This is a genomic window from Agrobacterium sp. InxBP2, assembly GCF_026191755.1.
GTDB classification, from domain to species: Bacteria; Pseudomonadota; Alphaproteobacteria; order Rhizobiales; family Rhizobiaceae; genus Agrobacterium; species Agrobacterium pusense.
In genome coordinates this window covers 1-25,283 of record NZ_JAINDY010000030.1, presented here as the reverse complement: position 1 = coordinate 25,283, position 25,283 = coordinate 1, and the positions used below count along the sequence as shown (strand labels likewise).

Below are 25,283 nucleotides of genomic sequence, written 5' to 3'. Positions count from 1 at the left end.
GTTTGAGGCATAACCCATGGCAAAAGCTACATCATCGGCCCCTTCCCAACGCATGCTGCGCGTCGGCGAACAGGTGCGCGCCGCCCTGACCCAGATTCTCCAGCGCGGGGAAGTCCGCGACGATCTGATCGAAAGCACCGTCATTTCCATTTCGGAAGTGCGCATGTCTCCCGATCTTAAGATCGCCACCGCTTACGTGACGCCGCTCGGCGTTGCCGACCACACCGATATCATCACGGCACTCAACCGCCATGCCAAGTTCATGCGCGGCCGCCTCGGCCCGCAGCTCCGGCAGATGAAATACATGCCGGAACTGCGTTTCCGCGACGATACGAGTTTCGACAATTATCAGAAGATCGACGCGCTTCTACGCTCGCCCGAAGTGCAGCGCGATCTTGGACCTTCAAACGAAAAAGACGACGAACAGAACTGAAGCATGTCCAAACCACGCAAACAGCAGAACCGCAAACCCAAGGGCCGTCCGATTTCCGGTTGGCTGATCCTCGACAAGCCGCTCGATTTCGGCTCTACCGAGGCCGTCTCCAAGATCAAGTGGCTGTTCAATGCCCAGAAGGCAGGCCATGCGGGCACGCTTGATCCGCTGGCCTCCGGCATGTTGCCGATCGCGCTTGGTGACGCCACCAAGACCGTGCCTTACGTCATGGACGGCCGGAAAATCTACGAATTCACAGTGACCTGGGGCGAGCAGCGCACGACCGACGATCTGGAAGGCGAAGTGGTCGAATCTTCCGATCAGCGCCCGGACGAGCAGGCGATCCGCGATCTTCTGCCCAATTATACCGGCGTGATCATGCAGACCCCGCCGCAATTCTCCGCTATCAAGATCGCCGGTGAACGCGCTTATGATCTGGCACGTGACGGCGAGACCGTGGAAATTCCCGCACGCGAGGTGGAAATCCATCGCTTGACGTTGCTGGCCTGCCCGGATGCCGATACGGCCCATTTCGAAGTGGAATGTGGCAAAGGCACTTATGTGCGGGCGCTTGCGCGTGACATGGGCCGCGATCTCGGCTGTTTCGGCCATATCTCGGAACTGCGCCGCACCATGGTCGCTCCATTCGGCGAAGACATGATGGTGCCGCTCGAAACGCTCACCGCGCTGGAAGCCGTTGAAGACCGCGACGAGCGGCTGGAAGCGCTGGACGCCTATCTGATCGACACGGCCGAAGCGCTTTCCGCCCTTCCCCGCCTTATTATCAATGACGACCAGGCGCACCGGCTGAAGATGGGTAACCCTATCCTGCTGCGCGGGCGCGATGCGCCGGCCAGCCATCCGGAAGCCTACGCTACGGCACATGGCAAGCTGGTCGCCATTGGCGAAATCGGCGAAGGCGAGTTTCGCCCGAAGAGGGTTTTCGGCTGAGTCGGACCGTCACGCGTTTGCTGACGCGTGGCGGAGCGCTGTCAATCGCCTCTTTCCATTGCACCCGGAATAGTTTATAGGCAGCGCCAGCTTGGGCTTTGCCTTCGCTTTTCATGGCCAGAGCTGGACGACATCCCGGCTCTAGGCGTCCCGTTTTCCTTAAAACTGAAAGGATCGTCCGATGTCGATTACTGCAGAGCGTAAAGCCGCCCTCATCAAGGAATATGCAACGAAGGAAGGCGACACCGGTTCGCCGGAAGTTCAGGTCGCAATCCTTACCGAGCGGATCAACAACCTGACCGGTCACTTCAAGGATCACAAGAAGGACAACCACTCGCGTCGTGGCCTTCTGACCCTGGTTTCGAGCCGTCGTTCGCTTCTCGACTATCTCAAGAAGAAGGACGAAGCCCGTTACACCAAGCTGATCGGTGCTCTCGGCATTCGCCGCTAATAAGGTTTCCGGCGGGTTTCTCAATGATGCCCGCCGGTTTTTAATTCCGGCCCTTCAGGCCGCATGATTTTCCGGGCGTTTGCCGCAGATGTGGCCCCCGGGCGATAAGGGTGAACCGGATGGGCCGGTGCCGCCTTTTTCAACCGCAGACCTGTCATGGGGCAGGATTGCCGGATGCTTGCCCGTCCAAGCCTCCCGCTGTCTTGCCCGTGATTGAGTCACAGCGCTGCCACGGCCGGTCACGATGACCGAGCTGGCAGCCACAACCAAGGACAAGATATGTTCAATCAACACTCCGTGGAAATCGAATGGGCAGGCCGCCCGCTGAAGCTCGAGACCGGCAAGGTTGCCCGTCAGGCTGATGGCGCCGTCATCGCAACCTACGGCGAGACCATGGTTCTCGCGACTGTGGTTTCCGCTAAGTCTCCGAAGCCGGGTCAGGATTTCTTCCCGCTCACCGTCAACTATCAGGAAAAGACCTACGCAGCCGGCAAGATCCCCGGTGGTTACTTCAAGCGTGAAGGCCGTCCGAGCGAAAACGAAACGCTGGTCTCGCGCCTGATCGACCGCCCGATCCGTCCGCTCTTCCCTGAAGGTTACAAGAACGACACCCAGGTTGTCGTCACCGTTATCCAGCACGACCTGGAAAACAATCCTGACATCCTCTCCATGATCGCCACATCCGCGGCGCTCACGCTTTCCGGCGTTCCCTTCATGGGCCCGGTCGGCGGCGCGCGCGTTGGCTACATCAACGGCGAATATGTTCTGAACCCGCATCTCGACGAGATGGATGAGTCGGTTCTGGACCTGGTTGTTGCCGGCACGCAGGACGCCGTCCTGATGGTGGAATCGGAAGCCAAGGAACTGAATGAAGACGTCATGCTCGGCGCGGTCATGTTCGGTCACCGCGGTTTCCAGCCCGTTATCGACGCGATCATCAAGCTCGCCGAGGTTGCCGCCAAGGAACCGCGCGAATTCGAACCGGAAGATTTTTCCGCTCTCGAAAACGAGATGCTGGCACTCGCCGAAGCTGAACTGCGCGACGCTTACAAGATCACCGAAAAGGCCGCCCGTTACGCCGCCGTCGACGCCGTCAAGGCTAAGGTGAAGGCGCACTTCCTGCCGGAAGAAGGCGAAGCCAAGTACACGCCGGAAGAAATCGGCGCTGTCTTCAAGCACCTTCAGGCCAAGATTGTTCGCTGGAACGTTCTCGACACCAAGAGCCGCATCGACGGCCGCGACCTGTCGACCGTTCGCCCGATCGTTTCCGAAGTCGGCATTCTGCCGCGCACGCACGGTTCGGCGCTCTTCACCCGCGGTGAAACCCAGGCGATCGTTGTTGCGACCCTCGGCACCGGCGAAGACGAACAGTATGTCGACAGCCTCACCGGCATGTACAAGGAACGCTTCCTGCTGCATTACAACTTCCCGCCCTACTCGGTCGGTGAAACAGGCCGCATGGGCTCCCCGGGCCGTCGTGAAATCGGCCACGGCAAGCTCGCATGGCGCGCTATCCGTCCGATGCTGCCGACTGCCGAACAGTTCCCCTACACGCTGCGCGTCGTTTCCGAAATCACCGAATCCAACGGCTCCTCGTCGATGGCAACGGTTTGCGGCACCTCGCTGGCGCTGATGGACGCAGGCGTTCCGCTTGCCAAGCCGGTTGCCGGTATCGCCATGGGCCTCATCCTTGAAGGCGACCGCTTCGCGGTTCTCTCCGACATCCTCGGTGACGAAGACCACCTCGGCGACATGGACTTCAAGGTCGCAGGTACGGCTGACGGCATCACCTCGCTGCAGATGGACATCAAGATCGCCGGTATCACCGAAGAGATCATGAAGATCGCTCTGGAGCAGGCACAGGGTGGCCGCAAGCACATTCTCGGCGAAATGGCCAACGCCATCACCGAGAGCCGCGGTCAGCTCGGCGAATTTGCGCCGCGCATCGAAGTGATGAACATCCCGGTCGACAAGATCCGTGAAGTCATCGGCTCCGGCGGCAAAGTCATTCGCGAAATCGTCGAAAAGACCGGTGCGAAGATCAACATCGAAGACGACGGCACCGTCAAGATCGCTTCTTCTTCCGGCAAGGAAATCGAAGCGGCCCGCAAGTGGATCCACTCGATCGTTGCAGAACCGGAAGTCGGCGCCATCTATGAAGGCACGGTTGTCAAGACCGCCGACTTCGGCGCTTTCGTCAACTTCTTCGGCGCCCGTGACGGCCTCGTCCACATCTCGCAGCTCGCTTCCGAGCGTGTTGCCAAGACCTCCGACGTCGTCAAGGAAGGCGACAAGGTCTGGGTCAAACTGATGGGCTTTGACGAGCGTGGCAAGGTTCGCCTGTCCATGAAGGTTGTCGACCAGGAAAGCGGCAAGGAAATCGTTGCCGACAAGAAGAAGGAAGACGGTGAAGCCGCTGCCGAATAAGGCCGCGCCACCAGATCCTGTCGAGGCGCGGGTTTTGCCCGCGCCTTTTTTCTATTCTACCGTGAGGATGCTCCCATGAGCCGTGACGCCGTAAAAACCCTTTTCCATCCCTTTGCCTCTGACATGCTTGCCATGCCGAAAGACGGCGAACGCGTTCTTTTTCTGGGAGCGGAGGCGGGTCCGCGGCTCGACGGTTTCGACGCGGAGATCGTCGCGGTTCAGCATCTTCGGCCGCTCTATCGCGCTCTTGAAGCTCAGGGCGCAAAGGTCACTCCGGATATTTCGGGCGAAGATTACGATGCGGCGCTGCTGCTTTGCGGCAAACACCGCGGCGAAAATGAAAACCGTGTCGCTGAAGCGCTTTCCCGGGTGAAGGCCGGCGGCCTGATCGTCGCAGCCGGATCGAAGGAAGACGGTATTCTGACGCTGCGTAAGACGCTGACAAAGCTCGGCATCGAGGTGGACTCGACGCCGAAATATCACGGCGTCGCCCTGTGGTTCAAACGGCCGGACGATATCTCTGCCGTCGTGTCGAAACTTGCTCAGAACCCCGTGACGGTGGATGGCCGCTTCACCGCCCTTGCCGGCATGTTCTCGCATGACCGCGTGGATGATGGTTCGGAACTGCTCGCATCACGCCTGCCGACCGATTTCGACGGCAATGCTGCCGATTTCGGTGCCGGCTGGGGTTATCTCTCCATCATGCTTGCGGGAAAATCGCCGCGCACGGCCCGTATCGATCTGTTCGAAGCGGATTGGAATGCGCTCGAATTCGCCAAGACCAATCTTCTCGAAAACAACCCTCGCCTGACGGCGCGTTTCTTCTGGCAGGATCTGGCAAACGAGCCGCCGAAGGAGAAATACGACCTCATCATCATGAACCCGCCTTTCCATTCAAGTGGACAGGCGGCGGAGCCGGCGCTGGGTCAGGCCTTCATCAAGGCCGCGGCCGGGGCGTTGCGCAGCGGTGGCAAGTTGCTGATGGTCGCCAATCGCGGCCTGCCCTATGAGCCGGTGCTGGCAGCAGAATTCCGCACCAGCACGGAAGTATGCCGAAATGCCCGCTTCAAGATTCTGAGCGCCCAGAAGTAAGAAAATCAGCTCAATAGCCAGGCCCATAGCGACACGGAAAGGACACCGGTCGCCGTGGATATGCTGATGGTTGAGGCCGCAACGCTGTGGCCGATGCCGAAACGGTTGGCGATGAGCCAGGCATTCACGCCCGTTGGCACCGACGAGGTGAGGACAAGCGCCGCCGTCCATTCACGGCTTAGCCCAAGTACGTGGCCCATGGCCCAGACACAGGCTGGCAGGAGCAGCAGTTTAAAAAAAGTCATGGTGACGGCAATGCCCATATTGCCGCGGATGGTGTATTTCGTCAGCGCCATGCCCAGCGAGATCAGGGCTGCGGGTCCTGCCATGGAGGCGATCTGATCCACCACTGTTTTCAGGACAGGCGTCAGCGCCAGACCGGAAACATTGGTCGAAAGCCCTATGACGAGGCCAATCACAAGAGGATTGGTGACGAGATTTCTGCCAACCTGCTTGAAGACCGCGGCCGTGCTGCGCTTTTCTCCACCGATTGCCTTGTGCGTTGCATTTTCCATCAGGATCGTGCCGGCGATCATCATGACCGGCAGGTGGATGGCGAGCAGGATGGAAAGGGCAACCAGCCCTTCGTCGCCCACGGAGCGACCGACAAGAGGCAGGCCAATGAAGATATTGTTCGCAAAGGCCGAGGAGATGCCGGCAATGACGGCGATGCGGACATCCTGCTTGAACACATGGCGGGTGACGATATGCCCGACTGTCCAGGTGACGGCCACGCCAGCAAAATAAGTGAGCCAGAGCCGGAACGGCGAGGCACCGTGGAAATTCGCTTCCGCAAGGGTACGGAAAATCAAGGTCGGCACGGCGATCTTGAAGACGAAGTCGCTCAAGATCTCTCCTGCGTCTGCCCGGAAGAGGCCAGCTCTCACGGTCAACCAGCCGATCAGGATGAGAATGAAAATCGGGGCGACATTCGCGGCAACGGCAGACATGGAGGGAAAGCTTTCGCGGCTTTTGCGGGAGGATACTCCGCTTTAGAGCCTTTTCGGCCGGAATGGAATCGCGAAAACGCTTCATGTTCCGGTTTTAATGGCGGCATGGAAGGCTGGGCAGCCTTCGCACCACATCTACCGGGCGGGCGTCCGGCCCATGCGATGGTGACGTCTGCCTAAAAGAAAAAGCGGGGTCTCCCCCGCCTTTTATGTCCGTTATATGCCGCCAGTACATCCGTGGCGGAGATAACGGCTGAGCCAGAAGACCTCATGTCTTCCACTTCGGTACGCATTCACACACCTCTGCTCTGGTCGCAGAGATAGCTTAACCATATTACAGGCAAATGACGCGTTTTCTTCTTTCGCGCAGGACCGCATATTTCCGCTTTAGGCTTTTCTTGCAGCCAGAAATGTTTAAGACCTTTGAGAAAAGACGCACACCCCGTGCGAACCGGATAGGGCCAATGACGAAATTTGACGTACTGACTGTCGGCAATGCCATCGTCGACATCATTTCCCGCTGCGATGACCGCTTTCTCAACGACAATGCCATTACCAAAGGGGCGATGAACCTCATAGACGCAGAACGGGCAGAGCTGCTTTATTCGCTGATGGGGCCGGCTCTCGAAGCCTCCGGCGGCAGCGCTGGCAATACGGCGGCGGGTGTGGCGAATTTCGGCGGTAAGGCTGCCTATTTCGGCAAGGTGGCGGAAGACCAGCTCGGCGAAATCTTCCAGCACGACATCCGCGCTCAGGGCGTTTACTTCGAAACCAAACCGCAAGGCACCTTTCCGCCAACGGCCCGTTCGATGATCTTCGTGACTGAAGATGGCGAGCGTTCGATGAACACCTATCTCGGCGCCTGCGTCGATCTGGGCCCTGAGGATGTGGAAGATGACGTGGTGGCGCAGACCAAGGTCACCTATTTCGAGGGTTATCTGTGGGATCCGCCGCGCGCCAAGGATGCGATCCGCGAATGCGCCCGCATTGCTCATGAAAACGGCCGCGAAGTTTCCATGACGCTTTCCGACAGTTTCTGCGTCGGCCGTTACCGTGAGGAGTTTCTCGATCTGATGCGCTCCGGCACAGTGGATATCGTTTTCGCCAACAAGCAGGAAGCGCTTTCCCTTTATGAAACCGACGACTTCGAGCTTGCGCTGACCAGGATCGCCGCCGACTGCAAGATCGCGGCGGTGACGATGAGCGAAGAAGGCGCGGTTATCCTGCGCGGCACGGAACGCGTGAAGGTGGATGCCTATCCCGTGCATGACGTGGTCGACACGACGGGTGCGGGCGATCTTTTCGCCGCCGGCTTCCTGTTCGGTTATACGCAGGACCGGTCGCTCGAAGATTGCGGCAAGCTTGGCTGCCTTGCGGCTGCCGCTGTCATTCAGCAGGTCGGGCCTCGTCCCATGTCATCGCTGAAGGCGCTTGGCGAGAAGCACGGCCTTATTTAAAGGCTTCACCCGGGTAAGCACCCCAGATTTCGCCCTGCGAAACCCAGCCCGAGGCCTGACCGGCCTCGGCGCGACACCAGTCCCCATTGCATTCGCCGATCCTGAAGACCACGCCCGGCTCAAGCCGTGCCACGACGGCTGCGCCGGACTGCGCCTCGCGACGCATGTTGACATAGACTTCCTTGCCCTTGCCGCGCATCCATGGGGCAGCGACGGCCGTGCGCTCACCGGAGAGAAGGGCCTGGTTGACCCAGCCTTCCGTCCCATCGGCATCACGGATGCGCCGCCAGTTTTCATATTCCTGGATGATCTCGACCGGCATCCCGGATTTCAGATACATCCATGACACGGCGTAATCCGTGCTCGGACCGATGCGCATGTTCACGCGTTTGGATTTCAGGCTGACGAAACGCGGCAGCGGCAGGCCGCTGGCGCCTTTCGCGGCGCCCTGCGCCATGGCGTCGGTTGCCGCACCGAGGAGGCCCAAAGACAATGCAATGCAAACAATAGAAACCACACTGCGCATGCCCATTTCCGTTTCCCGCCTTCTGCAAACCGGATGATATTTAAGGAGGCCCGTTTCCACATGCCTCAAGCTTCAGCGAGTTTTGTTTGTCTTCGCCGGTGGGTCTGGTAGAAACGCCCTGATTGAAAGAAATTATCGCTCTTTCTGGTTAATGACTTCTGAACAAGGCAGCGGCAAACGATGACCCCCAAGAAGAGACCGACAGTCTATATCACCCGCAAATTGCCTGATGTCGTCGAAACCCGAATGCGCGAACTTTTCGACGCAGAACTCAATATCGATGACACCCCGCGCAGCGAGGAAGAACTGGTCGCCGCCATGCAGCGGGTGGACGTGCTGGTGCCAACGGTCACCGATCGCATTACCGCCCCGATGATCGAGCAGGCTGGACCGCAGCTGAAGCTGATCGCGAGTTTCTCCAACGGCATCGACCATGTGGATGTGGACGCCGCGGCCCGCAAGGGCATCACCGTGACGAACACGCCCAACGTACTGACCGAGGACAGCGCCGATATCACCATGGCGCTGGTGCTGGCCGTACCGCGCCGCATGATCGAGGGCACACGCGTGCTTGCCAATGGCGCGGATGAGTGGCTCGGCTGGTCACCAACCTGGATGCTGGGACGGCGCATTTCCGGCAAGCGTATCGGTATTGTCGGGATGGGCCGCATCGGCACCGCGGTGGCACGGCGCGCCAAGGCTTTCGGGCTTTCCATTCACTATCACAACCGCAAACGCGTCAATCCGGCGACGGAGGCGGAGCTCGAAGCGACCTATTGGGACAGTCTCGACCAGATGCTCGCGCGGGTGGACATCGTTTCGGTCAACTGCCCCTCGACGCCCGCGACCTATCACCTTATTTCCGCCCGGCGGCTCGCGCTGATGCAGCCGACGAGCTACATCGTCAATACCGCGCGGGGCGACATCATCGATGAGGCAGCGATGATCCAGTGCCTGCGCGAGGGCAAGATCGCCGGCGCTGGACTGGATGTCTACGAGAACGAGCCTGCGGTGAACCCCAAGCTCATCAAGCTTGCCAAGGAAGGCAAGGTGGTGCTGCTTCCACATATGGGTTCAGCGACAATCGAAGGCCGCATCGAGATGGGTGACAAGGTCATCATCAATATCCGCACGCTGTTCGATGGTCACCGCCCGCCGAACCGGGTGTTGCCCGGGCGAAACTGAAACAGAGGCCCGAAGATCGGACCTCCCGGTTCTTGTCAATCGCGCCGGAGGGAAGTCGCTTCAGCCGAGGATCTTGGTCATCTCGATCGAGGTCGTGCGATCATATCCCGCATGGGCATTTTCTGCCGTCTTGACGAAACCCCAAGCCCCGAACTTTGCATGATTGGCGACAAGCTCAATCCGGGTTTCCAGCCGTAGCGCCGGCAGCGCCAGTTCACGGGCCAGGGCCTCGGCTTGCGCCAGCAACATTTTACCGATGCCCTTTCCCTGCGCTTTCGGGGAAACGCACAATTTACCGACGTAAAGACAGGATGGCAGCTCCGGCCTGCAGAAAAGGCAGCCCAGCGGGTCATTCCCGTCCAAAACTACGAAAGCAATCTCCGCCCTTGCCTTTTCGGCAAGATTTTCAGGCGTCAAGCGATGGGCTGAAGATGGTGGGTCGATGACGCCATCCATGTAAGCGAAGGACGTCATGATAAGCGCCAGCAATTCATGCCAGCGGTCGAAGTCGTCGCCAATTCTTTTGATTTCCATCATGTTTTCTTTGTCCCTTAACGCCGCTTGTATCGCACTGTTTCGAAACGCGCCGACAGGGCGTCATAGAGGAGCAGACGGCCAATCAGCGGTTCGCCGGCACCGGTGATCAGCTTGATCGCCTCCATGGCCATCAGCGTGCCGATAACGCCGGTCAGCGCGCCGACAATCCCTGTTTCCGCACAATTCGGGATGAGCCCCTGCGGCGGCGGCTCGGGAAACAGGTCACGATAGCCGGGCAGCAAAGTGCCTTCGGCATTTGTTTCATAGGGCTTCAGCACCGTCACAGAACCATCAAAACGGCCAACGGCGCCCGTCACCAGCGGCCTTTTTGCCGTTTCCGCCGCGTCCGCTGCGGAATATCGAGTGTCGAAATTGTCCGATCCGTCAATCAGGAGATCGAAAGATTGCAAATGATCATGCGCCCAGACCTGCGAAAAGCGGTCTTCATACACGATTGTACGCACATGAGGATTGAGGCGAGCAATGGCCTTTCGGGCACTTTCCGTCTTCTGCTCGCCTATCGTCCCGCTATCGTGGATCACCTGGCGCTGAAGGTTGGAGAGAGACACGACGTCATCGTCGATCATGCCGAGTGTGCCGACGCCGGCGGCGGCGAGATAATGAAGCACCGGCGCGCCAAGACCACCCGCCCCGATGACCAGCACGCGCGCGGCCTTCAGCCGTTGCTGGCCTGCACCGCCGATTTCCGGCAGCAGGATATGGCGTTTGTAGCGTTCTATTTCTTCCGGGCTCAGCGGGTCCATGTCGCACTCCCTCTCTTTGCCTTCATGCGGTGATGCTCCCGTGGGATACATTGAAGAATTGTGCCCGCTCGCCAAGGGCGGAGAACATGGCCGCATCCGTTCCAGTCATGAAACTCTGTCCCCCCAGCGCGTGGATGAGATCGAACAGGGCCGCCCGCCTGCCCTCGTCCAGATGAGCGGCAATCTCGTCCAGCAGCAGAACCGGTGCATAACCCGTCATGTTGGCGGTCAGCTGCGCATGCGCGAGCACCAGACCCACCAGCAGCGCCTTCTGCTCCCCCGTCGAACAGCGTTCGGCTTCCATGTCCTTTTCCGCATGCCGCACGAAGAGATCGACACGGTGCGGCCCATCAAGCGTGCGCCCGGCGGCGGCGTCCCGGTAGCGACCTTCACGCAGCATCAAGCCATATTCGTCTTCCAGATCGACGGCGGGACGGTTCAGGCCATCATCCATAAAGCCGGAAAGCGACAGCGTCGCAGAGGGAAAGGCCGCATCGCCCGTCCGCCCTTCGATCAAACTCCGGAGCAGGCCGAGCATCTCATAACGGGCAACTGCCATGGAGATGCCGAGTTCAGCCATCTGCTTTTCGATACCATCCAGCCAGACCGGATCAAAACGGCCCTCGGAAAGCAGTCTGTTACGCCCACGCATAGCTTTGTCAAAATCGCTGGCGCGTCGACCATGGGCGGGATCAAGCGATAGCACAAGTCGGTCAAGGAAACGCCGGCGGTCAGACGATGAGCCTGTAAAAAGGCCGTCCATGGCGGGGGTGAGCCACAGGACACGTAGATGGTCGGTCAATTCATCGACCGATTTGACTGCCGTGCCGTTCAGCCGCAGCCGGCGCGACACCACCTCGCCGTCGCCTTCAATCCCCGTGCCGATCGCGACCTCGCCATCCATGCCATCGACATCTGCGAAAATCGAAAAGCCGGTGGCTTGCGCACCCACGCGCGTGACGTCGGACAGGACCGCGCGGCGAAGTCCGCGTCCGGGCGACAGAAACGACACCGCCTCCAGAAGGTTGGTCTTGCCGGACCCATTGTCGCCGGTCAGCACCACATGGCGGTCATCCAGGGAAAGCGACGCCACCGCGTAGTTGCGGAAGTCCGTGAGTTTCAGTCGGGAAAGCGAGACCTTGTTCGTCATGGTTACGGCCTAAAACGAAGCTGCCCCGATGGCAAGGCGGCTCTTGTCCATGTTTATTGCCTAGCGCCGAAACCATGCGAATTATTCAGTAGTGGCAACTTTTTTAGCGGGCGGCTATTTATAGCCGGTTCGTTATCACCGGTAACTCTTCCATGCGTCTCCTTCTGCCTCTTTTCATCATGCTCGGTCTTCTTTCCTCCTGCGCCGGACGGCCGGGAGCGGACGTGCTGCAAGCGGTCGACACCAGGGCGAAGGATGCCAAAATCGTGACCGCCTATGTGGCAAGCACGCGCGAAAAAAGCGAGGAGGCCAAAAAGGGCTTCAGTGCGCTCAGAGCGGCCGAACCGAATTATGCCCGCTTCGACATTTCGATACCACCCACCCACAAGAGCGGAAAAATTGAGTGGTCGACCGGCAAACCCGACGCGAAGAAGGATTTTGTCGTCACGCAGGCGCAGATGTTGAGCAAGGCTCGTTTCAACGATGACCTCGGAGATATCACCCGCTCCGGCAAGCAGATTGCGCTTTTCGTGCATGGCTATAATTACAGCTATCAGGAAGCGCTTTTCCGGGCAGCGCAGATGGCAGCCGATGCCAATCTGGATGGTGTGCCGCTGGTATTTTCCTGGCCCTCGCAGGCGAATGTCGCCGGCTACGTTGCCGACAAGGAATCGGCGACCTACTCCCGTGACGCACTCGCCAATCTGCTGACAGACCTCACACGCCGTTCTCCACGCAAGAACATTGTCGTTTTCGGCCATAGCATGGGCGGCTGGCTGGTCATGGAAGCGCTACGCCAATTGCGTTTCGAGGGGCGAAGCGACGTTATTGCCAAGCTGCAGGTGGTTCTTGCCGCGCCCGACATCGATGCCGATGTCTTCCGCAAACAGATCGAGGTGGTTGGCCGGCTCAACCCGCCGCTCACCGTTCTGGTTTCCAAGGACGACCGCGCCCTGAAAGCCTCCTCCATACTGGGCGCAGACGTCACGCGGATCGGCGCACTTGACGTCACGGATCCGAAGGTGCAGGACGCCGCCCTCAAGGAGGGCGTTCAGTTCGTGGATATTTCCAAGCTGAAGGCGTCTGACCCGCTCAACCACGACCGCTATGCTGCTTTGGCGTCACTCGTGCCGCAGCTGGAGGCAAGCCGCAACGGCAATGGACAAAACGGCATCGGCCGTGCGGGCGCTTTCGTGTTCGATGCCATCGGCGCGACCGTATCGAGCCCCTTCCGGCTTGCCAGCCAAGTGGTGAACCCGCAGTGAAAATACTGCGGGTTGCCCAAAGGTTTCAAAAGTCCCAGTCTTCGTCCTCGGTCGCGACCGCCTTGCCGATGACGTAGGACGAGCCGGAGCCGGAGAAGAAGTCGTGGTTCTCATCTGCATTGGGCGAGAGCGCTGAAAGGATCGCCGGATTGACCCGGCAAGCCTCGGCGGGAAACAGTGCCTCGTAACCCAGATTCATCAGGGCCTTATTGGCGTTGTAGTGCAGGAACTGCTTGACGTCCTCGGTCAGGCCGACGCCGTCATAGAGGTCCTCGGTATATTTTGCCTCGTTATCGTAAAGCTCAAGAAGCAGGTCGAAGGCGAAATCCTTGATCTCCTGCCTTTCGTTTTCATTAAGGCGGTCTACCGCCCTTTGGAACTTGTAGCCGATATAATAGCCGTGCACGGCCTCGTCGCGGATGATGAGGCGGATCAGGTCCGCCGTGTTGGTAAGCTTGGCGCGGCTTGACCAGAACATCGGCAGATAGAAGCCGGAATAGAACAGGAAGCTCTCCAGAAACACGCTGGCGATCTTTTTCTTCAGCGGATCGCCGCTGTCATATTCCCGCATGATCAGCGCGGATTTGCGCTGCAGGAACTCGTTTTCCTCCGACCAGCGATAGGCATCATCGACGTCAGGCGTGAGGCACAGCGTCGAGAAGATCGACGAATAGGAACGGGCGTGCACCGCTTCCATGAATGTAATGTTGGAGAGAACCGCCTCCTCATGCGGTGTTGCCGAATCTGCCATCAGGCGCACCGCGCCGACGCCGTTCTGGATTGTGTCCAGCAATGTCAGGCCGGTGAAGACACGGATCGTCAGTTTCTGCTCCTCGGGCCTCAGTGTTCCCCAGGAGGGGATGTCGTTGGAAAGCGGCACCTTTTCCGGCAGCCAGAAATTCGAGGTCAGGCGGTTCCAGACTTCCAGGTCCTTGTCGTCCTCGATGCGGTTCCAGTTGACCGCGCGGATGCGGGACACGGGTTTTACGGCGATGTTCATGGACTTTTCCCTCAAATCAGAGCGTGCAGGAAACGCAGCCCTGAACCTGCGTGCCTTCCAGCGCCATCTGGCGCAAACGGATGTAGTAGATGGTCTTGATGCCCTTCTTCCAGGCATAAATCTGTGCCCGGTTGATGTCGCGGGTCGTGGCCGTATCACGGAAGAACAGCGTCAGAGACAGGCCCTGATCGACATGCTGGGTGGCCGCCGCATAGGTGTCGATGATCTTTTCAGGACCGATCTCGTAGGCATCCTGATAATATTCGAGATTGTCGTTCGAGAGATAAGAAGCCGGGTAATAAACTCGGCCGATCTTGCCCTCTTTACGGATTTCGATCTTCGAAACGATTGGATGTATGGAGGATGTGGAGTGGTTGATATAGGAGATCGAGCCTGTCGGCGGCACGGCCTGAAGGTTCTGGTTATAGAGGCCTGATGCCATGACCTCCTGCTTCAAGATCTTCCAGTCTTCCTGGGTCGGAATGGCGATACCGGCCTTTTCGAACAAGTCGCGGACCTTTTCCGTCGCGGGCAACCATTCCCGGTCGGTATATTTGGCGAAATATTCGCCCGAGGCATATTTGGAGTTTTCAAAGCCCTTGAAGCTCTGGCCTCTTTCCACCGCCAGCCGGTTGCTGGCGCGGATAGCGTGATACGTCACGGTGTAGAAATAGATGTTGGTGAAATCTATGCCTTCCTCCGAGCCATAAAAGATGCGCTCGCGCGCCAGATAACCGTGCAGGTTCATCTGACCGAGCCCGATGGCATGGCTTTCGTCATTTCCCTTTTCAACAGACGGAACGGAGGAGATGTGGCTCATGTCCGACACCGCCGTCAGTGCCCTGATGGAGGTTTCAATGGTCTTCCCGAAATCGGCCGAATCCATTGCCGCGGCGATATTCAATGAACCGAGATTGCAGGAAATATCCTTGCCCATGTGACTATAGGAGAGATCGGCGTTGAACGCGCTCGCTTCGCTGACCTGCAGGATTTCCGAGCAGAGATTGCTCATGCTGATGCGACCGGCAATCGGATTGGCGCGGTTCACCGTATCCTCAAACATGATGTAGGGATAACCGCTCTCGAACTGGATTTCGGCGATCACCTGGAAGAATTCGCGCGCCTTGATCTTCTTCTTGCGGATGCGGCTGTCGGCGACCATCTCGTGGTATTTTTCCGTCACCGAGATTTCGGTGAAGGGCACGCCGTAGACCCGCTCCACATCATAGGGAGAGAACAGATACATATCCTCGTTGTTACGGGCGAGCTCGAAGGTGATGTCGGGGATGACGACGCCGAGCGACAGGGTCTTGATGCGGATTTTTTCGTCGGCGTTTTCACGCTTGGTATCGAGGAAACGCATGATGTCGGGATGGTGGGCATGCAGATAGACAGCACCCGCACCCTGGCGGGCGCCGAGCTGGTTGGCATAGGAAAACGAATCTTCCAGCAGCTTCATCACGGGTATGACACCGGAGGACTGGTTTTCGATCTGTTTGATCGGCGCGCCAGCCTCGCGAATATTGGTCAGTGAAAGGGCAACGCCGCCACCGCGCTTGGAGAGCTGCAGCGCCGAATTGATGGAGCGGCCGATGCTTTCCATATTGTCTTCCACGCGCAGCAGGAAACAGGAGACCAGCTCGCCGCGGCTCTTCTTGCCCGCGTTCAGGAACGTCGGGGTCGCCGGCTGGAAGCGGCCGGAAATGATCTCGTCGACCAGATTGCGTGCCAGCTGCTCATCACCGCGCGCAAGGGAAAGCGCCACCATGCAGACGCGATCCTCGTAACGCTCCAGATAACGTTTTCCGTCGAAGGTCTTCAGCGTGTAGGAGGTGTAATATTTGAACGCACCGAGGAAGGTCGGAAAGCGAAACTTCCGGGCATAGGCCTCGTCATAGAGGTCACGAACGAAATTGAAGGAGTACTGGTCCAGCACCTCCTGTTCGTAGTAGCCCTCCGCTACCAGATAATCGAGCTTTTCCCTGAGGTTATGGAAAAACACCGTGTTCTGGTTGACGTGCTGGAGGAAATATTGACGGGCAGCAAGACGATCCTTGTCGAGCTGGATTTTTCCGTTCTCGTCATAAAGGTTCAACATCGCGTTCAGCGCGTGGTAGTCCAGGCCTGCATCGAGCGGCGTCTGGCTTGCGGCTGTTGGCTGTTTGGTGTCCTTGCGCAGCGCGTTAGCGGTCAGCGTGTCCAAAATCGTTCCAATCCATGTTTGACGTTGGCGACATCCTCCTCAGTGCCGAGAAGCTCGAAGCGATAGAGAAACGGCACTGCGCATTTGCGCGAGACGATATCTCCGGCGGATGCGAAAGCTGCGCCAAAATTAGTGTTTCCCGCCGCGATGACGCCGCGAATGAGATTGCGGTTGGAGGGCTCGTTTAAAAACCGGATGACCGGCTTCGGCACGGCACCCTTGGTGCCGCCGCCGCCATAGGTGGGCGTGACGAGCACATAGGGTTCCGACACCTGAGGCACGTCATCCTCAGCGCCGAGCGGCAGGCGAAGCAACCGCCGCCCCAGTTTCAGAAGGAAACGATGGGTGTTTTCGGAACGACTGGAATAATAGACGATCAGACCCATCGCCTGCCGCCTCAGCCGATCGAGCCGATCATGTCCGGCCGGAACCCCGCCCAATGGCGTTCGCCGGCAACCACCACCGGAACCTGCATGTAACCGAGACCACGGACATGATCGAGAGCGTCAGCATCTTCGGAAATATCGACGATCTCATAGGGAACGCCCATACGGTCAAGCGCGCGATAGGTGGCGGTGCACTGGACGCAGGCGGGTTTGCTGTAAACGGTGATGGTCATAATTTCCCTTTCGAAGCTATTTTGGACGCGGCAATGCGTTGCCGATTGCAATCGCAATCGGGCGGCGGTGGTTTTGTCATTCAGGTGGGGCGTGCTCTCTCGGAGTTTTCTCGGGAACTCCGACTGGTTCTCCTGGAACTGCTGAAAGCCGCAGAAAATCACTCCCTACGCAGACGAGCGTAGCAACTCAAAAATATGCACTTGCATGACTTCACCCCGAAGCTTGTTCTGGAGGGGGGCAGAAAAGGGCGCACGCAAATCATCTGCGTCTACACCTTCCTCCGGACACCCCGCCCGTGGACGTTTGCGCTCAAGGCAGGTCTCCTGACTTGCGGGTCACAACATCTATTCCGGCCTTCCCGGAGCGCTCAGCTCCAGTGACTCAAATCGGAACGATGCTCGCCGCTTACAGTTGCGGGGGCAGTTTCGGCCTTGCTTCACCACGATGGCGTCACGCACCGAATTCCCGTCTTAGCTCCCAATCCTTGCGAATCGGAAGAACCTCGAACACCACATATAGTATATGAGGAAATTTTCTCGTCAATAAATAGACACACAAAAGCCCCGCCCTGTGGATCAAAAAGATTCAACACATGGTCAACAATGACTTAACGGCGGGCCGGACACACCGCGTGGGAGATGAAGATGTTAATCTATTCCCAGATATCGATGTGGATATCGGCGGGACGGGCGTTTTCGATCACCCTTTTCCCGTTGGGAAGATCGTTTGCGAAAAGCTTGGCGTGGATCTGAGCTGCATCGAGACCATAACCCAGCCATCTGTTTCGCAGCCTCTCTTCCAGCACCGCGACGGACGGACCCACGAAGATAGTGAGATCAAAGCTCCCGGAAAGGTTTGTCCAGGGCGCTTCGTTCAGCAACAGATAATTGCCCTCGGCGAGGATGAAGCGTGTTTCCGGAGCAATCGCACGGGCAGACGCAATGGCGATTTCACGGGAGCGATCAAACACCGGGACAAGCACCTCCTGCCCACCCTTGCGAACGGCGGAGACGATATCGAGGAAGCCACGCACATCGAATGTTTCCGGCGCACCCTTCCTTGGCAGCAGTCCTCGCTCTTCGAGGATGCCATTGTCCATATGGAAGCCGTCCATGGGCAGAATGGCGGCCGTTTCGCCCCGTGCGCGCAAGGCGTCGCAAAGAGCATCCGCCAACGTGGATTTGCCGGCCCCAGGGGGACCGGCAATCGCGACGATGAAACGGGAGTGGCCTTCTGCCCGCTGAAGAACCTCTTCGACGATCGTCTCAAGCTTCAGCGTCATGCGGCGAGCGTTTCCTTCGGTGCTTCCTTGGCACCGGTCATGAAGGCGACGGCATCCGACATGGAATAGTCCTTCGGGTTGATGACGCACAGGCGCTTGCCAAGCCGATGGATATGGATGCGGTCGGCAACCTCGAAAACATGCGGCATGTTATGCGAGATCAGAACGATCGGCAGGCCGCGGGAACGCACGTCGAGAATAAGTTCCAGGACACGGCGGCTTTCCTTTACCCCAAGCGCGGCAGTCGGTTCGTCGAGGATCACGACCTTGGAACCGAAGGCGGCTGCACGTGCCACCGCGACGCCCTGGCGCTGACCGCCCGAGAGGGTTTCCACCGCCTGATTGATGTTCTGGATCGTCATCAGGCCGAGTTCCGACAGTTTTTCGCGGGCGAATTTTTCCATTGCCGGACGATCCAGCGCGCGGAAGAGGCTGCCCTGTATGCCGGGCTTACGGATTTCCCGGCCAAGAAACATATTGTCGGCTATGGAAAGTGCAGGAGACAAGGCCAGGTTTTGATAGACGGTCTCAATACCCGCCTTGCGCGCCTCAATCGGCGAACGGAACTGCACAGGCTGGCCCTCCAGCCGGATTTCCCCCTCATCGGGCGTAACCGCGCCTGAAATCGCCTTGATGAGAGAGGATTTTCCGGCGCCGTTGTCGCCGATCACGGCCAGGATTTCGCCCGGGTAGAGATCGAAATCGGCGTGATCCAGGGCGGTCACACGGCCATAGCGCTTAACGAGATTGCGTGCTGTGAGAATGGGTTCTTTTGTCATCAGCCTGCTACCTTTCTGATCCACTGGTCGATTGCGACAGCCAAGATGATGAGGACGCCGATCAACAGATAGGTCCATTGCGGGTCTGTCCCGATAAGCCTGAGGCCGAGCGAAAAGACGCCGACGATCAGGGCGCCGAAGATCATGCCCATGATGGAGCCGCGTCCACCGAACAGTGACAGACCGCCGATAACCACCGCCGTGATGGATTCGATGTTGGCGAATTGGCCAGCAGTCGGTGAAACCGACCCGATGCGGCCGATGAGAGCCCAACCGGCAAAGGCGCAGATGAGGCCTGACAGGGTGTAAACAGTGGTCAGCATACGTTTGACGTTGACACCGGCGAGCTCTGCGGCATCCGGATCGTCACCCACGGCATAAAGATGGCGGCCCCAGGCGGTGCGGTTCAGGACATACCAGAGCAGAGCAACAAGCAGAACCATGGCGATGACGCCGTAAGTGAACACCGCATTGCCTATACGAAGATTGGCGCCGAAAAATTGCAGGATCGGTGCCTGCTGGGCAATGTCCTGAGCCCGGATCGTCTCATTTGCGGAATAGAGGAAGTTGGTCGCGAGCACGATCTGCCACATGCCAAGCGTGACGATAAAAGGCGGCAGGCGCATGCGCGAAACCAGAACGCCGTTTATGAAGCCGCAAAATGCGCCAACGGCGAGACCACAGAGAATGGAGAGCTCCGCTGGCAGACCGTAACGGAAAGTGAACTGCCCCATGACGACCGAGGACAGAACCATGATCGCGCCGACCGAAAGGTCGATGCCCGCCGTCAGGATGACCAGCGACTGTGCCGCGCCGACTATGCCGACGATCGCGACCTGCTGCAGGATGAGGGTCAGCGAGAAGGCCGAGAAAAACTTGCCTCCAAGGAGCAGGCCGAAAATAATCAGCGACAGCACCAGAACGATAAGCGGCACTGCCGCCGGGCTGGAATGGAGAAAGTGCTGGAATTTTTCCAGCGCGCTCTTGTCGTGCGTATCGAAAGCGGCGACCTGCGTCGAACTTCCGGAGAGCACTTTTTCAAATTCATTATGCGGCTGAGCCCGCACCGGCTGATCGCTCATGGATTTTCCTCCCGATCGCTCCATCGCATCCGCCCTGACACCGAGGTCTATCTCCAAAGAGAGTGATGCGTAGATTTCAAAGTGTTGAAGCGGCCTTTGTCATCCCCGAAGGGCGCGCAACGCGCTCGTTTGTTCCTTTGTCCGATCCCCCGGATCGTGCCTGATATTCATTCTGGCCCAAGGGCGGGGGCACGAATGCCCCCGCGGGTTTCAACGGTGATGCATCAGCCCCAGCATTTGTTGAGACCTTCCTTCGTATCGATCGAGTCGAGGCCCTTGACCGGCTTGTCGGTTACCAGCGTCACGCCGGTGTCGACAAAGTTCTTGCCTGCTGTCGGCTTCGGCTTTTCACCCGTGTCCGCAAACTTCTTGACGGCTTCGACGCCAAGCGCCGCCATCAGCAGCGGATATTGCTGCGAGGTCGCGCCGATAACGCCCTCCGCGACGTTCTTGACGCCCGGGCAACCACCATCGACGGAAACGATCAGCACGTCCTTTTCACGGCCGACGGCCTTCAGCGCCTCATAAGCGCCGGCAGCCGCAGGTTCGTTGATGGTGTGGACGACATTGATGGTCGGGTCCTTCTGCAGCAAATTCTCCATCGCCGCACGGCCGCCTTCCTCGTTACCATTGGTGACATCGTGGCCGACGATACGCGGGTCGTTCTCGTCACCGATCTTGTTGATGTCCTTCACATCAATGCCAAAGCCCTTCATGAAGCCCTGGTTGCGCAGCACATCCACAGTCGGCTGGGAAGGAGTGAGGTTGAGGAAGGCGATTTTTGCGTCCTTGGCCTTGTCGCCCAGCGTGCCGGCGGCCCACTTACCGATCAGCTCGCCAGCCAGAAGATTGTCGGTGGCAAAGGTGGAATCAGCGGCATCGACAGGCTCCAGAGGCGTGTCGAGGGCAATGACCAGAAGCCCCGCATCACGTGCCTTCTGCACGGCCGGAACGATGCCTTTGGTATCCGATGCTGTGATCAGAATACCTTTGGCGCCATCGGCGATGCAGGTCTCGATCGCTGCGACCTGGCTTTCGGAATCGCCGTCGATCTTGCCTGCGTAGGATTTCAGCGTCACACCAAGCTCCTTGGCCTTGGCAGTCGCGCCTTCCTTCATCTTGACGAAGAATGGATTGGTGTCGGTCTTGGTGATGAGGCAAACAGATGTGTCGGCGGCGGAAGCGGCGGAAGCGAAAGAAACGCCAAGCGCAAGCGCGCCCAGAAGAGCGGAAACAGTGGTCTTCATGAGATCCTCCCAATGGATATTTGAGCACCTATTCGGCTACCCGACGATCTCGTCTCCTCCGAGAACAATGATCGTTAGCTCCGATGGAACCACCAAAGGAAACGGCTGTCAATAAATAAATCCGATTGAATTATTAATTCTGTGTGGCATTCTGAGGCCCGGCATGGAGGAATATCGCCAATGACGTTTACGTTGCGATAGCAAGATTGCCATAAAGCCAGCTGTATCGGCCGCGGCAGATATGGAAGGCGGGAGGATGACATTATGAGACAATCTGTCGAGACGGCGCAGCAAGCGCCGCCCACTACCATGGATATGAGCGGTGGCGCCAACCAGATCGGTGTGCGCGCTTATAACGAGCGGCTTGTGCTCTCCCTCGTTCGCCGCCATGGCGGGTTGTCAAAAGCCGAAATTGCCAGACTTTGTGGTCTCTCCGCGCAGACCGTTTCGGTTATCATGCGCTCACTCGAAAAGGACGGACTTCTCATCCGCGGCGAAAGGCTGCGCGGCAGGGTCGGCCAACCATCGACCCCAATGCGCCTCAATCCCGACGCCGTGTTCTCCTTCGGTGTCAAGATCGGCCGGCGCAGCGTCGATCTGGTGTTGATGGATTTTGTCGGCCACATCAGGCTCAAGCTTCGCAGGACCTACCCCTATCCGCTGCCGGAATGGATATTGCCCTTCGTGATCGAGGGTATGGCCGAACTGGAATCGAAGCTTTCCCCCGCAGAACGGCAGAAAATAGCCGGTGTGGGTATCGCCGCCCCGTTCGAACTCTGGAACTGGGCGCAGGAGGTCGGGGCGCCGCAGATTGAGATGGAACGGTGGCGGGATGTCGATATTCGGGCGGGCATTGCCGAAAACGTCAGCTACCCGGTGTTCCTGCAGAATGACGCAACCAGCGCCTGCGGTGCTGAACTGGTATTTGGCGCCGGCCAGAACTATACCGATTTTCTCTACGTCTTTATCGGCTCCTTCATAGGCGGCGGCGTGGTCCTGAATTCAGCGCTGTTTTCCGGAAAGACCGGTACCGCAGGCGCAATCGGCCCACTGCCCGTCCAGGGGGAGGATGGTAATACCGTTCAGCTCCTCAAAATCGCATCCATCTTCGTTCTTGAGAACATGCTGCGCGAAAGGGGCATCGATCCGCGCCCCCTCTGGTTCTCGCCCGACGAATGGATCGATTTTGGCGAGCCGCTGGAAAGCTGGATCGGAAAAACTGCGGCAGCCCTAGCCCAGGCTGTCATCGCCGCAGCATCCATCATCGATTTTTCCAGCGTCATCATTGATGGCGGCTTTCCGGACTGGGTCAGGACAAGGATCGTTGCCGCCACCCGGGAGGCGCTCAAACGCCACGATCTTCAGGGCGTCACGCTGCCGGAGATCGTCGAAGGCGCCGTCGGCAGCCAGGCGCGTGCAATCGGTGGCGCCAGCCTGCCCTTGTTTTCCCGTTACCTCATCGATCAGAACGTTCTATTTAAAGACACGACCGGTTGACCCGGCTTATGTGACTTATTCCGACGGGATTTCCTCTGGGTGTCGGCCGGTCAGTCGCTGGCGGCATGCTGCATGATCGCCTCAAGAAAGGCCGGACCGTAACGTTCCAGTTTGGTATCCCCCACGCCTGGAATCTGCGCCATATCCTTCACGGAGACAGGTTTTGCGGCGGCAAGCTCGATGAGCGTCTTATCGTGAAAAATCACATAAGGCGGAACGTTCTGTGCGCGGGCAATTTCCATGCGTTTTGCGCGCAGAACCTCGAAGAGGCCGCGGTCAGCGTCTGGCAGGGCGGCAGATGCGGCGTTTCGCGGCGCCTGCTGCCGGGCTGCACGGGGCGCAGATGGTATTCTCAGCATCAGCGACGGTTTTTCACGCAGGAACTGCCTCCCGTCGGCGGAAATGGACAATCCGCCATGTCCGGACAAATCGACATCAATCAGTCGCAACGCGACCAGCTGGCGAAGAATGGCGCGCCAGGTGCGATTGTCGTGCTCCTTACCGATGCCATAAGTGGTTATGCGATCATGCCCGAATCGGGAAATCCTTTCGTCTTCGAGGCCCAGCAGGACGCGGATGACATAGGCTTGTCCGAATCTTTCTCCGGTGCGGTAAATACAGGAAAGCAGTTTTTGGGCGGCTATGGCGCCGTCGAACAGATCCGGCGGCTCCGCGCATGTATCGCAATTACCGCATGGCTCGCATCTGTCGCCGAAATAGGAAAGCAATATCTGCCTGCGGCAGCTTGCCGTCTCCGCAAGACCGAGCAGCGCGTCGAGCTTCTGCCGCTCCATATGTTTGCGCTGATCCGCGGCGTCCGATTCCTCGATGAAACGATTACGCAACGCAATGTCTTCATAACCGTAGAGCATGAGCACGTCGGACGGGAGACCATCACGGCCTGCGCGGCCGGTCTCCTGATAATAGGCTTCAATGCTGCCGGGCAGATCAATATGGACGACAAAACGTACGTCCGGTTTGTCGATGCCCATGCCGAAGGCAACCGTCGCGACGATGATGACGGCTTCGCCGTGCTGGAAACGGGTCTGGTTCTCCTCCCGCGCGGCTTTGTCCATGCCTGCATGATAAGGCAGTGCGTCACGTCCTTCTTCGCGCAGCCAGGCGGCCGTTTCCTCGACCTTGCGTTTCGACAGGCAGTAAACGATGCCGCTTTGGTCTTCCCGGTCTTTCAGAAAACGTCTGAGTTGAGCGCGGGGATTATCCTTTTCCATGATCGCGTAGCGGATATTGGGACGATCGAAACCCGCGATGAAGGCATCGTCCTCTTTGATATCCAGATGGCCGAGGATCTCGGCGCGGGTAGGTTCGTCGGCTGTTGCCGTCAGCGCCATGCGCGGCGTATTCGGAAAACGCTCGATAAGCAGATCGAGTTGGCGATAGGGCGGACGGAAGTCGTGCCCCCATTGCGAAAGGCAGTGAGCCTCGTCGACAGCGATCAGCGACAGATCAATGGATTGAAGTGCCTCCAGAACCTCCGGTTTGAGAAGGGTTTCCGGCGCAGCATAGAGAATATCGACATTTCCGGAGCGCATGGCCTGCCAGAGCGCACGCCGCTCTTCTGGCGAAAGGTCGGAGTTGAGTGCCTCGGCCCGCACGCCGGCCTGCCGAAGCGCCGCCACCTGATCGACCATCAACGCGATCAGCGGCGAGACGATCAGCCCCATGCCTTTGCGGGCGAGCGCCGGAATCTGGTAACACAGTGACTTTCCGCCACCCGTCGGCATCAGCACGAAGGCGTTGTTTCCGGACGTGACATGCCGAATGATTTCCGCCTGTCGCCCACGGAAGCTGTCATAGCCGTAAACGGCCTTGAGGATTTGCAACGGATCGTCGTTCACGGCTTCTTCTTCTGTGTCTGGAGGATGGCGCATCATCGCCAGTTTCGGTTCCATGGCAATCCCGAATGTGGAATTGGCCACAGAGACAGAAGCTGCGTCAGGCGTTGGCGTACAGAAACCGCTTGAGGCACGCCAACATCACAAGCCATCCGGTCGGGTCCTCCCCGGAGGGACGCTTGGAACGAGCGGCTTCCTGTATGGCTTCAGATTGCACGGCTTCGGGCCAGGGTGCATCCGAGACTTTGTGAAGCCGGGTTGTTTTCGGAGTGTTCGACTGTGTTTGGGTGCATCCACTTGCGCGCGTGCTCGGGGGCGGATTTGTGCTGTCGTAGAGCTATGCCCAAAACGCAAGAAAGCCCTCTTTTGGGAGAGGGCTTTCGTGTTGGCTTTCTTCGTAATTTTGGTTGCGGGGGCAGGATTTGAACCTGCGGCCTTCAGGTTATGAGCCTGACGAGCTACCGGGCTGCTCCACCCCGCGTCCAGCGCATTCGGCAAGGCCGAATGTCGCGGTTACGTCGTTGCTTTA

General features: G+C 58.6%; 23 protein-coding genes, 1 tRNA gene and 1 riboswitch. Of the genes, 9 read left to right on the top strand and 15 right to left on the bottom strand.

Translation table 11 applies throughout. The features are described from left to right. Positions 1-16 precede the first annotated feature (16 nt). From rbfA to K7A42_RS15330, 5 genes are all read left to right on the top strand, one after another. Complete coding sequence (rbfA, locus tag K7A42_RS15350; protein ID WP_004439055.1) at positions 17-433, top strand: 30S ribosome-binding factor RbfA; 417 nt, start codon at positions 17-19, stop codon at positions 431-433. 3 nt (positions 434-436) lie between these two features. Further along, positions 437-1,384, top strand: a complete 948-nt coding sequence (gene truB / locus K7A42_RS15345; RefSeq protein ID WP_004439053.1) for a tRNA pseudouridine(55) synthase TruB — start codon at positions 437-439, stop codon at positions 1,382-1,384. Between the two features lie 181 nt (positions 1,385-1,565). Beyond that, positions 1,566-1,835, top strand: coding sequence for a 30S ribosomal protein S15 (rpsO, locus tag K7A42_RS15340; protein ID WP_004439050.1), 270 nt, complete (start codon positions 1,566-1,568; stop codon positions 1,833-1,835). Between the two features lie 279 nt (positions 1,836-2,114). Beyond that, positions 2,115-4,262, top strand: coding sequence for a polyribonucleotide nucleotidyltransferase (pnp, locus tag K7A42_RS15335; protein ID WP_006699832.1), 2,148 nt, complete (start codon positions 2,115-2,117; stop codon positions 4,260-4,262). A 75-nt stretch (positions 4,263-4,337) separates the two neighbouring features. Further along, entirely contained in the window at positions 4,338-5,354 is a 1,017-nt protein-coding gene (locus K7A42_RS15330) for a class I SAM-dependent methyltransferase (protein ID WP_282455510.1), read from the top strand. A 5-nt stretch (positions 5,355-5,359) separates the two neighbouring features. On the opposite strand, the gene K7A42_RS15325 is transcribed toward K7A42_RS15330, so the two are convergent. Continuing rightward, entirely contained in the window at positions 5,360-6,304 is a 945-nt protein-coding gene (locus K7A42_RS15325; RefSeq protein WP_004439041.1) for an AEC family transporter, read from the bottom strand. Positions 6,305-6,768: 464 nt separating this feature from the next. Here K7A42_RS15325 and K7A42_RS15320 point away from each other — a divergent pair, with 464 nt between their 5' ends. Further along, the gene (locus K7A42_RS15320) at positions 6,769-7,761 is read left to right on the top strand and encodes an adenosine kinase (RefSeq protein ID WP_004439040.1); all 993 of its coding nucleotides are present in this window, start codon (positions 6,769-6,771) and stop codon (positions 7,759-7,761) included. Here the strand turns inward: K7A42_RS15320 and K7A42_RS15315 are convergent. Then, complete coding sequence (locus K7A42_RS15315) at positions 7,754-8,287, bottom strand: SH3 domain-containing protein (RefSeq protein WP_034496360.1); 534 nt, start codon at positions 8,285-8,287, stop codon at positions 7,754-7,756. The genes K7A42_RS15320 and K7A42_RS15315 overlap by 8 nt on opposite strands. Before the next feature lie 180 nt (positions 8,288-8,467). On the opposite strand from K7A42_RS15315, the gene K7A42_RS15310 reads away from it, so the two are divergent. Beyond that, positions 8,468-9,472 (top strand): 2-hydroxyacid dehydrogenase, encoded by a 1,005-nt coding sequence (locus tag K7A42_RS15310; protein ID WP_004439034.1) that lies wholly within the window; start codon positions 8,468-8,470, stop codon positions 9,470-9,472. A gap of 60 nt (positions 9,473-9,532) precedes the next feature. On the opposite strand, the gene K7A42_RS15305 is transcribed toward K7A42_RS15310, so the two are convergent. The 3 genes from K7A42_RS15305 to recF are packed head-to-tail and all read right to left on the bottom strand — an operon-like array spanning position 9,533 to position 11,923. Continuing rightward, positions 9,533-10,009 (bottom strand): GNAT family N-acetyltransferase, encoded by a 477-nt coding sequence (locus K7A42_RS15305; RefSeq protein ID WP_282455509.1) that lies wholly within the window; start codon positions 10,007-10,009, stop codon positions 9,533-9,535. Positions 10,010-10,023: 14 nt separating this feature from the next. Continuing rightward, on the bottom strand, positions 10,024-10,773 hold the full coding sequence (locus tag K7A42_RS15300; protein ID WP_282455508.1) for a molybdopterin-synthase adenylyltransferase MoeB: 750 nt from the start codon (positions 10,771-10,773) through the stop codon (positions 10,024-10,026). A gap of 22 nt (positions 10,774-10,795) precedes the next feature. Next, positions 10,796-11,923 carry a DNA replication/repair protein RecF gene (gene recF, locus K7A42_RS15295; protein ID WP_282455507.1) on the bottom strand — a complete coding sequence of 376 codons (1,128 nt, stop codon included), beginning with the start codon at positions 11,921-11,923 and terminating at the stop codon, positions 10,796-10,798. Positions 11,924-12,075: 152 nt separating this feature from the next. On the opposite strand from recF, the gene K7A42_RS15290 reads away from it, so the two are divergent. Beyond that, a complete protein-coding gene (locus K7A42_RS15290; protein ID WP_022555341.1) occupies positions 12,076-13,188 on the top strand; it encodes an alpha/beta hydrolase in 1,113 nt (370 codons plus the stop codon). Between the two features lie 25 nt (positions 13,189-13,213). Here the strand turns inward: K7A42_RS15290 and nrdF are convergent, their stop codons facing one another. The 8 genes from nrdF to K7A42_RS15250 all read right to left on the bottom strand — a co-directional run bounded on the left by nrdF (position 13,214) and on the right by K7A42_RS15250 (position 21,401). Beyond that, positions 13,214-14,188 (bottom strand): class 1b ribonucleoside-diphosphate reductase subunit beta, encoded by a 975-nt coding sequence (gene nrdF / locus K7A42_RS15285; RefSeq protein WP_282455506.1) that lies wholly within the window; start codon positions 14,186-14,188, stop codon positions 13,214-13,216. A 16-nt stretch (positions 14,189-14,204) separates the two neighbouring features. Then, positions 14,205-16,391 (bottom strand): class 1b ribonucleoside-diphosphate reductase subunit alpha, encoded by a 2,187-nt coding sequence (nrdE, locus tag K7A42_RS15280; protein WP_153776450.1) that lies wholly within the window; start codon positions 16,389-16,391, stop codon positions 14,205-14,207. Continuing rightward, on the bottom strand, positions 16,379-16,777 hold the full coding sequence (nrdI, locus tag K7A42_RS15275) for a class Ib ribonucleoside-diphosphate reductase assembly flavoprotein NrdI (RefSeq protein WP_004439016.1): 399 nt from the start codon (positions 16,775-16,777) through the stop codon (positions 16,379-16,381). The genes nrdE and nrdI overlap by 13 nt, the downstream gene beginning before the upstream one ends. Before the next feature lie 11 nt (positions 16,778-16,788). Continuing rightward, a complete protein-coding gene (gene nrdH, locus K7A42_RS15270; protein ID WP_107339850.1) occupies positions 16,789-17,010 on the bottom strand; it encodes a glutaredoxin-like protein NrdH in 222 nt (73 codons plus the stop codon). 296 nt (positions 17,011-17,306) lie between these two features. Next, a riboswitch (cobalamin riboswitch) is annotated at positions 17,307-17,531 on the bottom strand. Positions 17,532-17,663: 132 nt separating this feature from the next. Continuing rightward, entirely contained in the window at positions 17,664-18,293 is a 630-nt protein-coding gene (locus tag K7A42_RS15265) for a nucleoside triphosphate hydrolase (protein ID WP_022555336.1), read from the bottom strand. Further along, the gene (locus K7A42_RS15260; protein WP_004439010.1) at positions 18,290-19,072 is read right to left on the bottom strand and encodes an ATP-binding cassette domain-containing protein; all 783 of its coding nucleotides are present in this window, start codon (positions 19,070-19,072) and stop codon (positions 18,290-18,292) included. Before K7A42_RS15260 ends, K7A42_RS15265 begins: the two co-directional genes overlap by 4 nt. Further along, positions 19,072-20,154 (bottom strand): ABC transporter permease, encoded by a 1,083-nt coding sequence (locus K7A42_RS15255; protein ID WP_004439008.1) that lies wholly within the window; start codon positions 20,152-20,154, stop codon positions 19,072-19,074. The genes K7A42_RS15260 and K7A42_RS15255 overlap by 1 nt, the downstream gene beginning before the upstream one ends. 224 nt (positions 20,155-20,378) lie before the next feature. After that, positions 20,379-21,401 (bottom strand): sugar ABC transporter substrate-binding protein, encoded by a 1,023-nt coding sequence (locus K7A42_RS15250; protein ID WP_004439006.1) that lies wholly within the window; start codon positions 21,399-21,401, stop codon positions 20,379-20,381. A 264-nt stretch (positions 21,402-21,665) separates the two neighbouring features. Between K7A42_RS15250 and K7A42_RS15245 the strand changes: the two genes are divergently transcribed. Beyond that, positions 21,666-22,898: an ROK family transcriptional regulator gene (locus K7A42_RS15245; protein ID WP_004439004.1), complete on the top strand. Its 1,233-nt coding sequence runs from the start codon at positions 21,666-21,668 to the stop codon at positions 22,896-22,898. Between the two features lie 50 nt (positions 22,899-22,948). Here K7A42_RS15245 and recQ read toward each other — a convergent pair whose 3' ends face one another. After that, a complete protein-coding gene (gene recQ, locus K7A42_RS15240) occupies positions 22,949-24,757 on the bottom strand; it encodes a DNA helicase RecQ (protein WP_282455620.1) in 1,809 nt (602 codons plus the stop codon). Between the two features lie 401 nt (positions 24,758-25,158). Further along, positions 25,159-25,235: transfer RNA gene (locus K7A42_RS15235), tRNA-Met, on the bottom strand. Positions 25,236-25,283 lie beyond the last annotated feature (48 nt).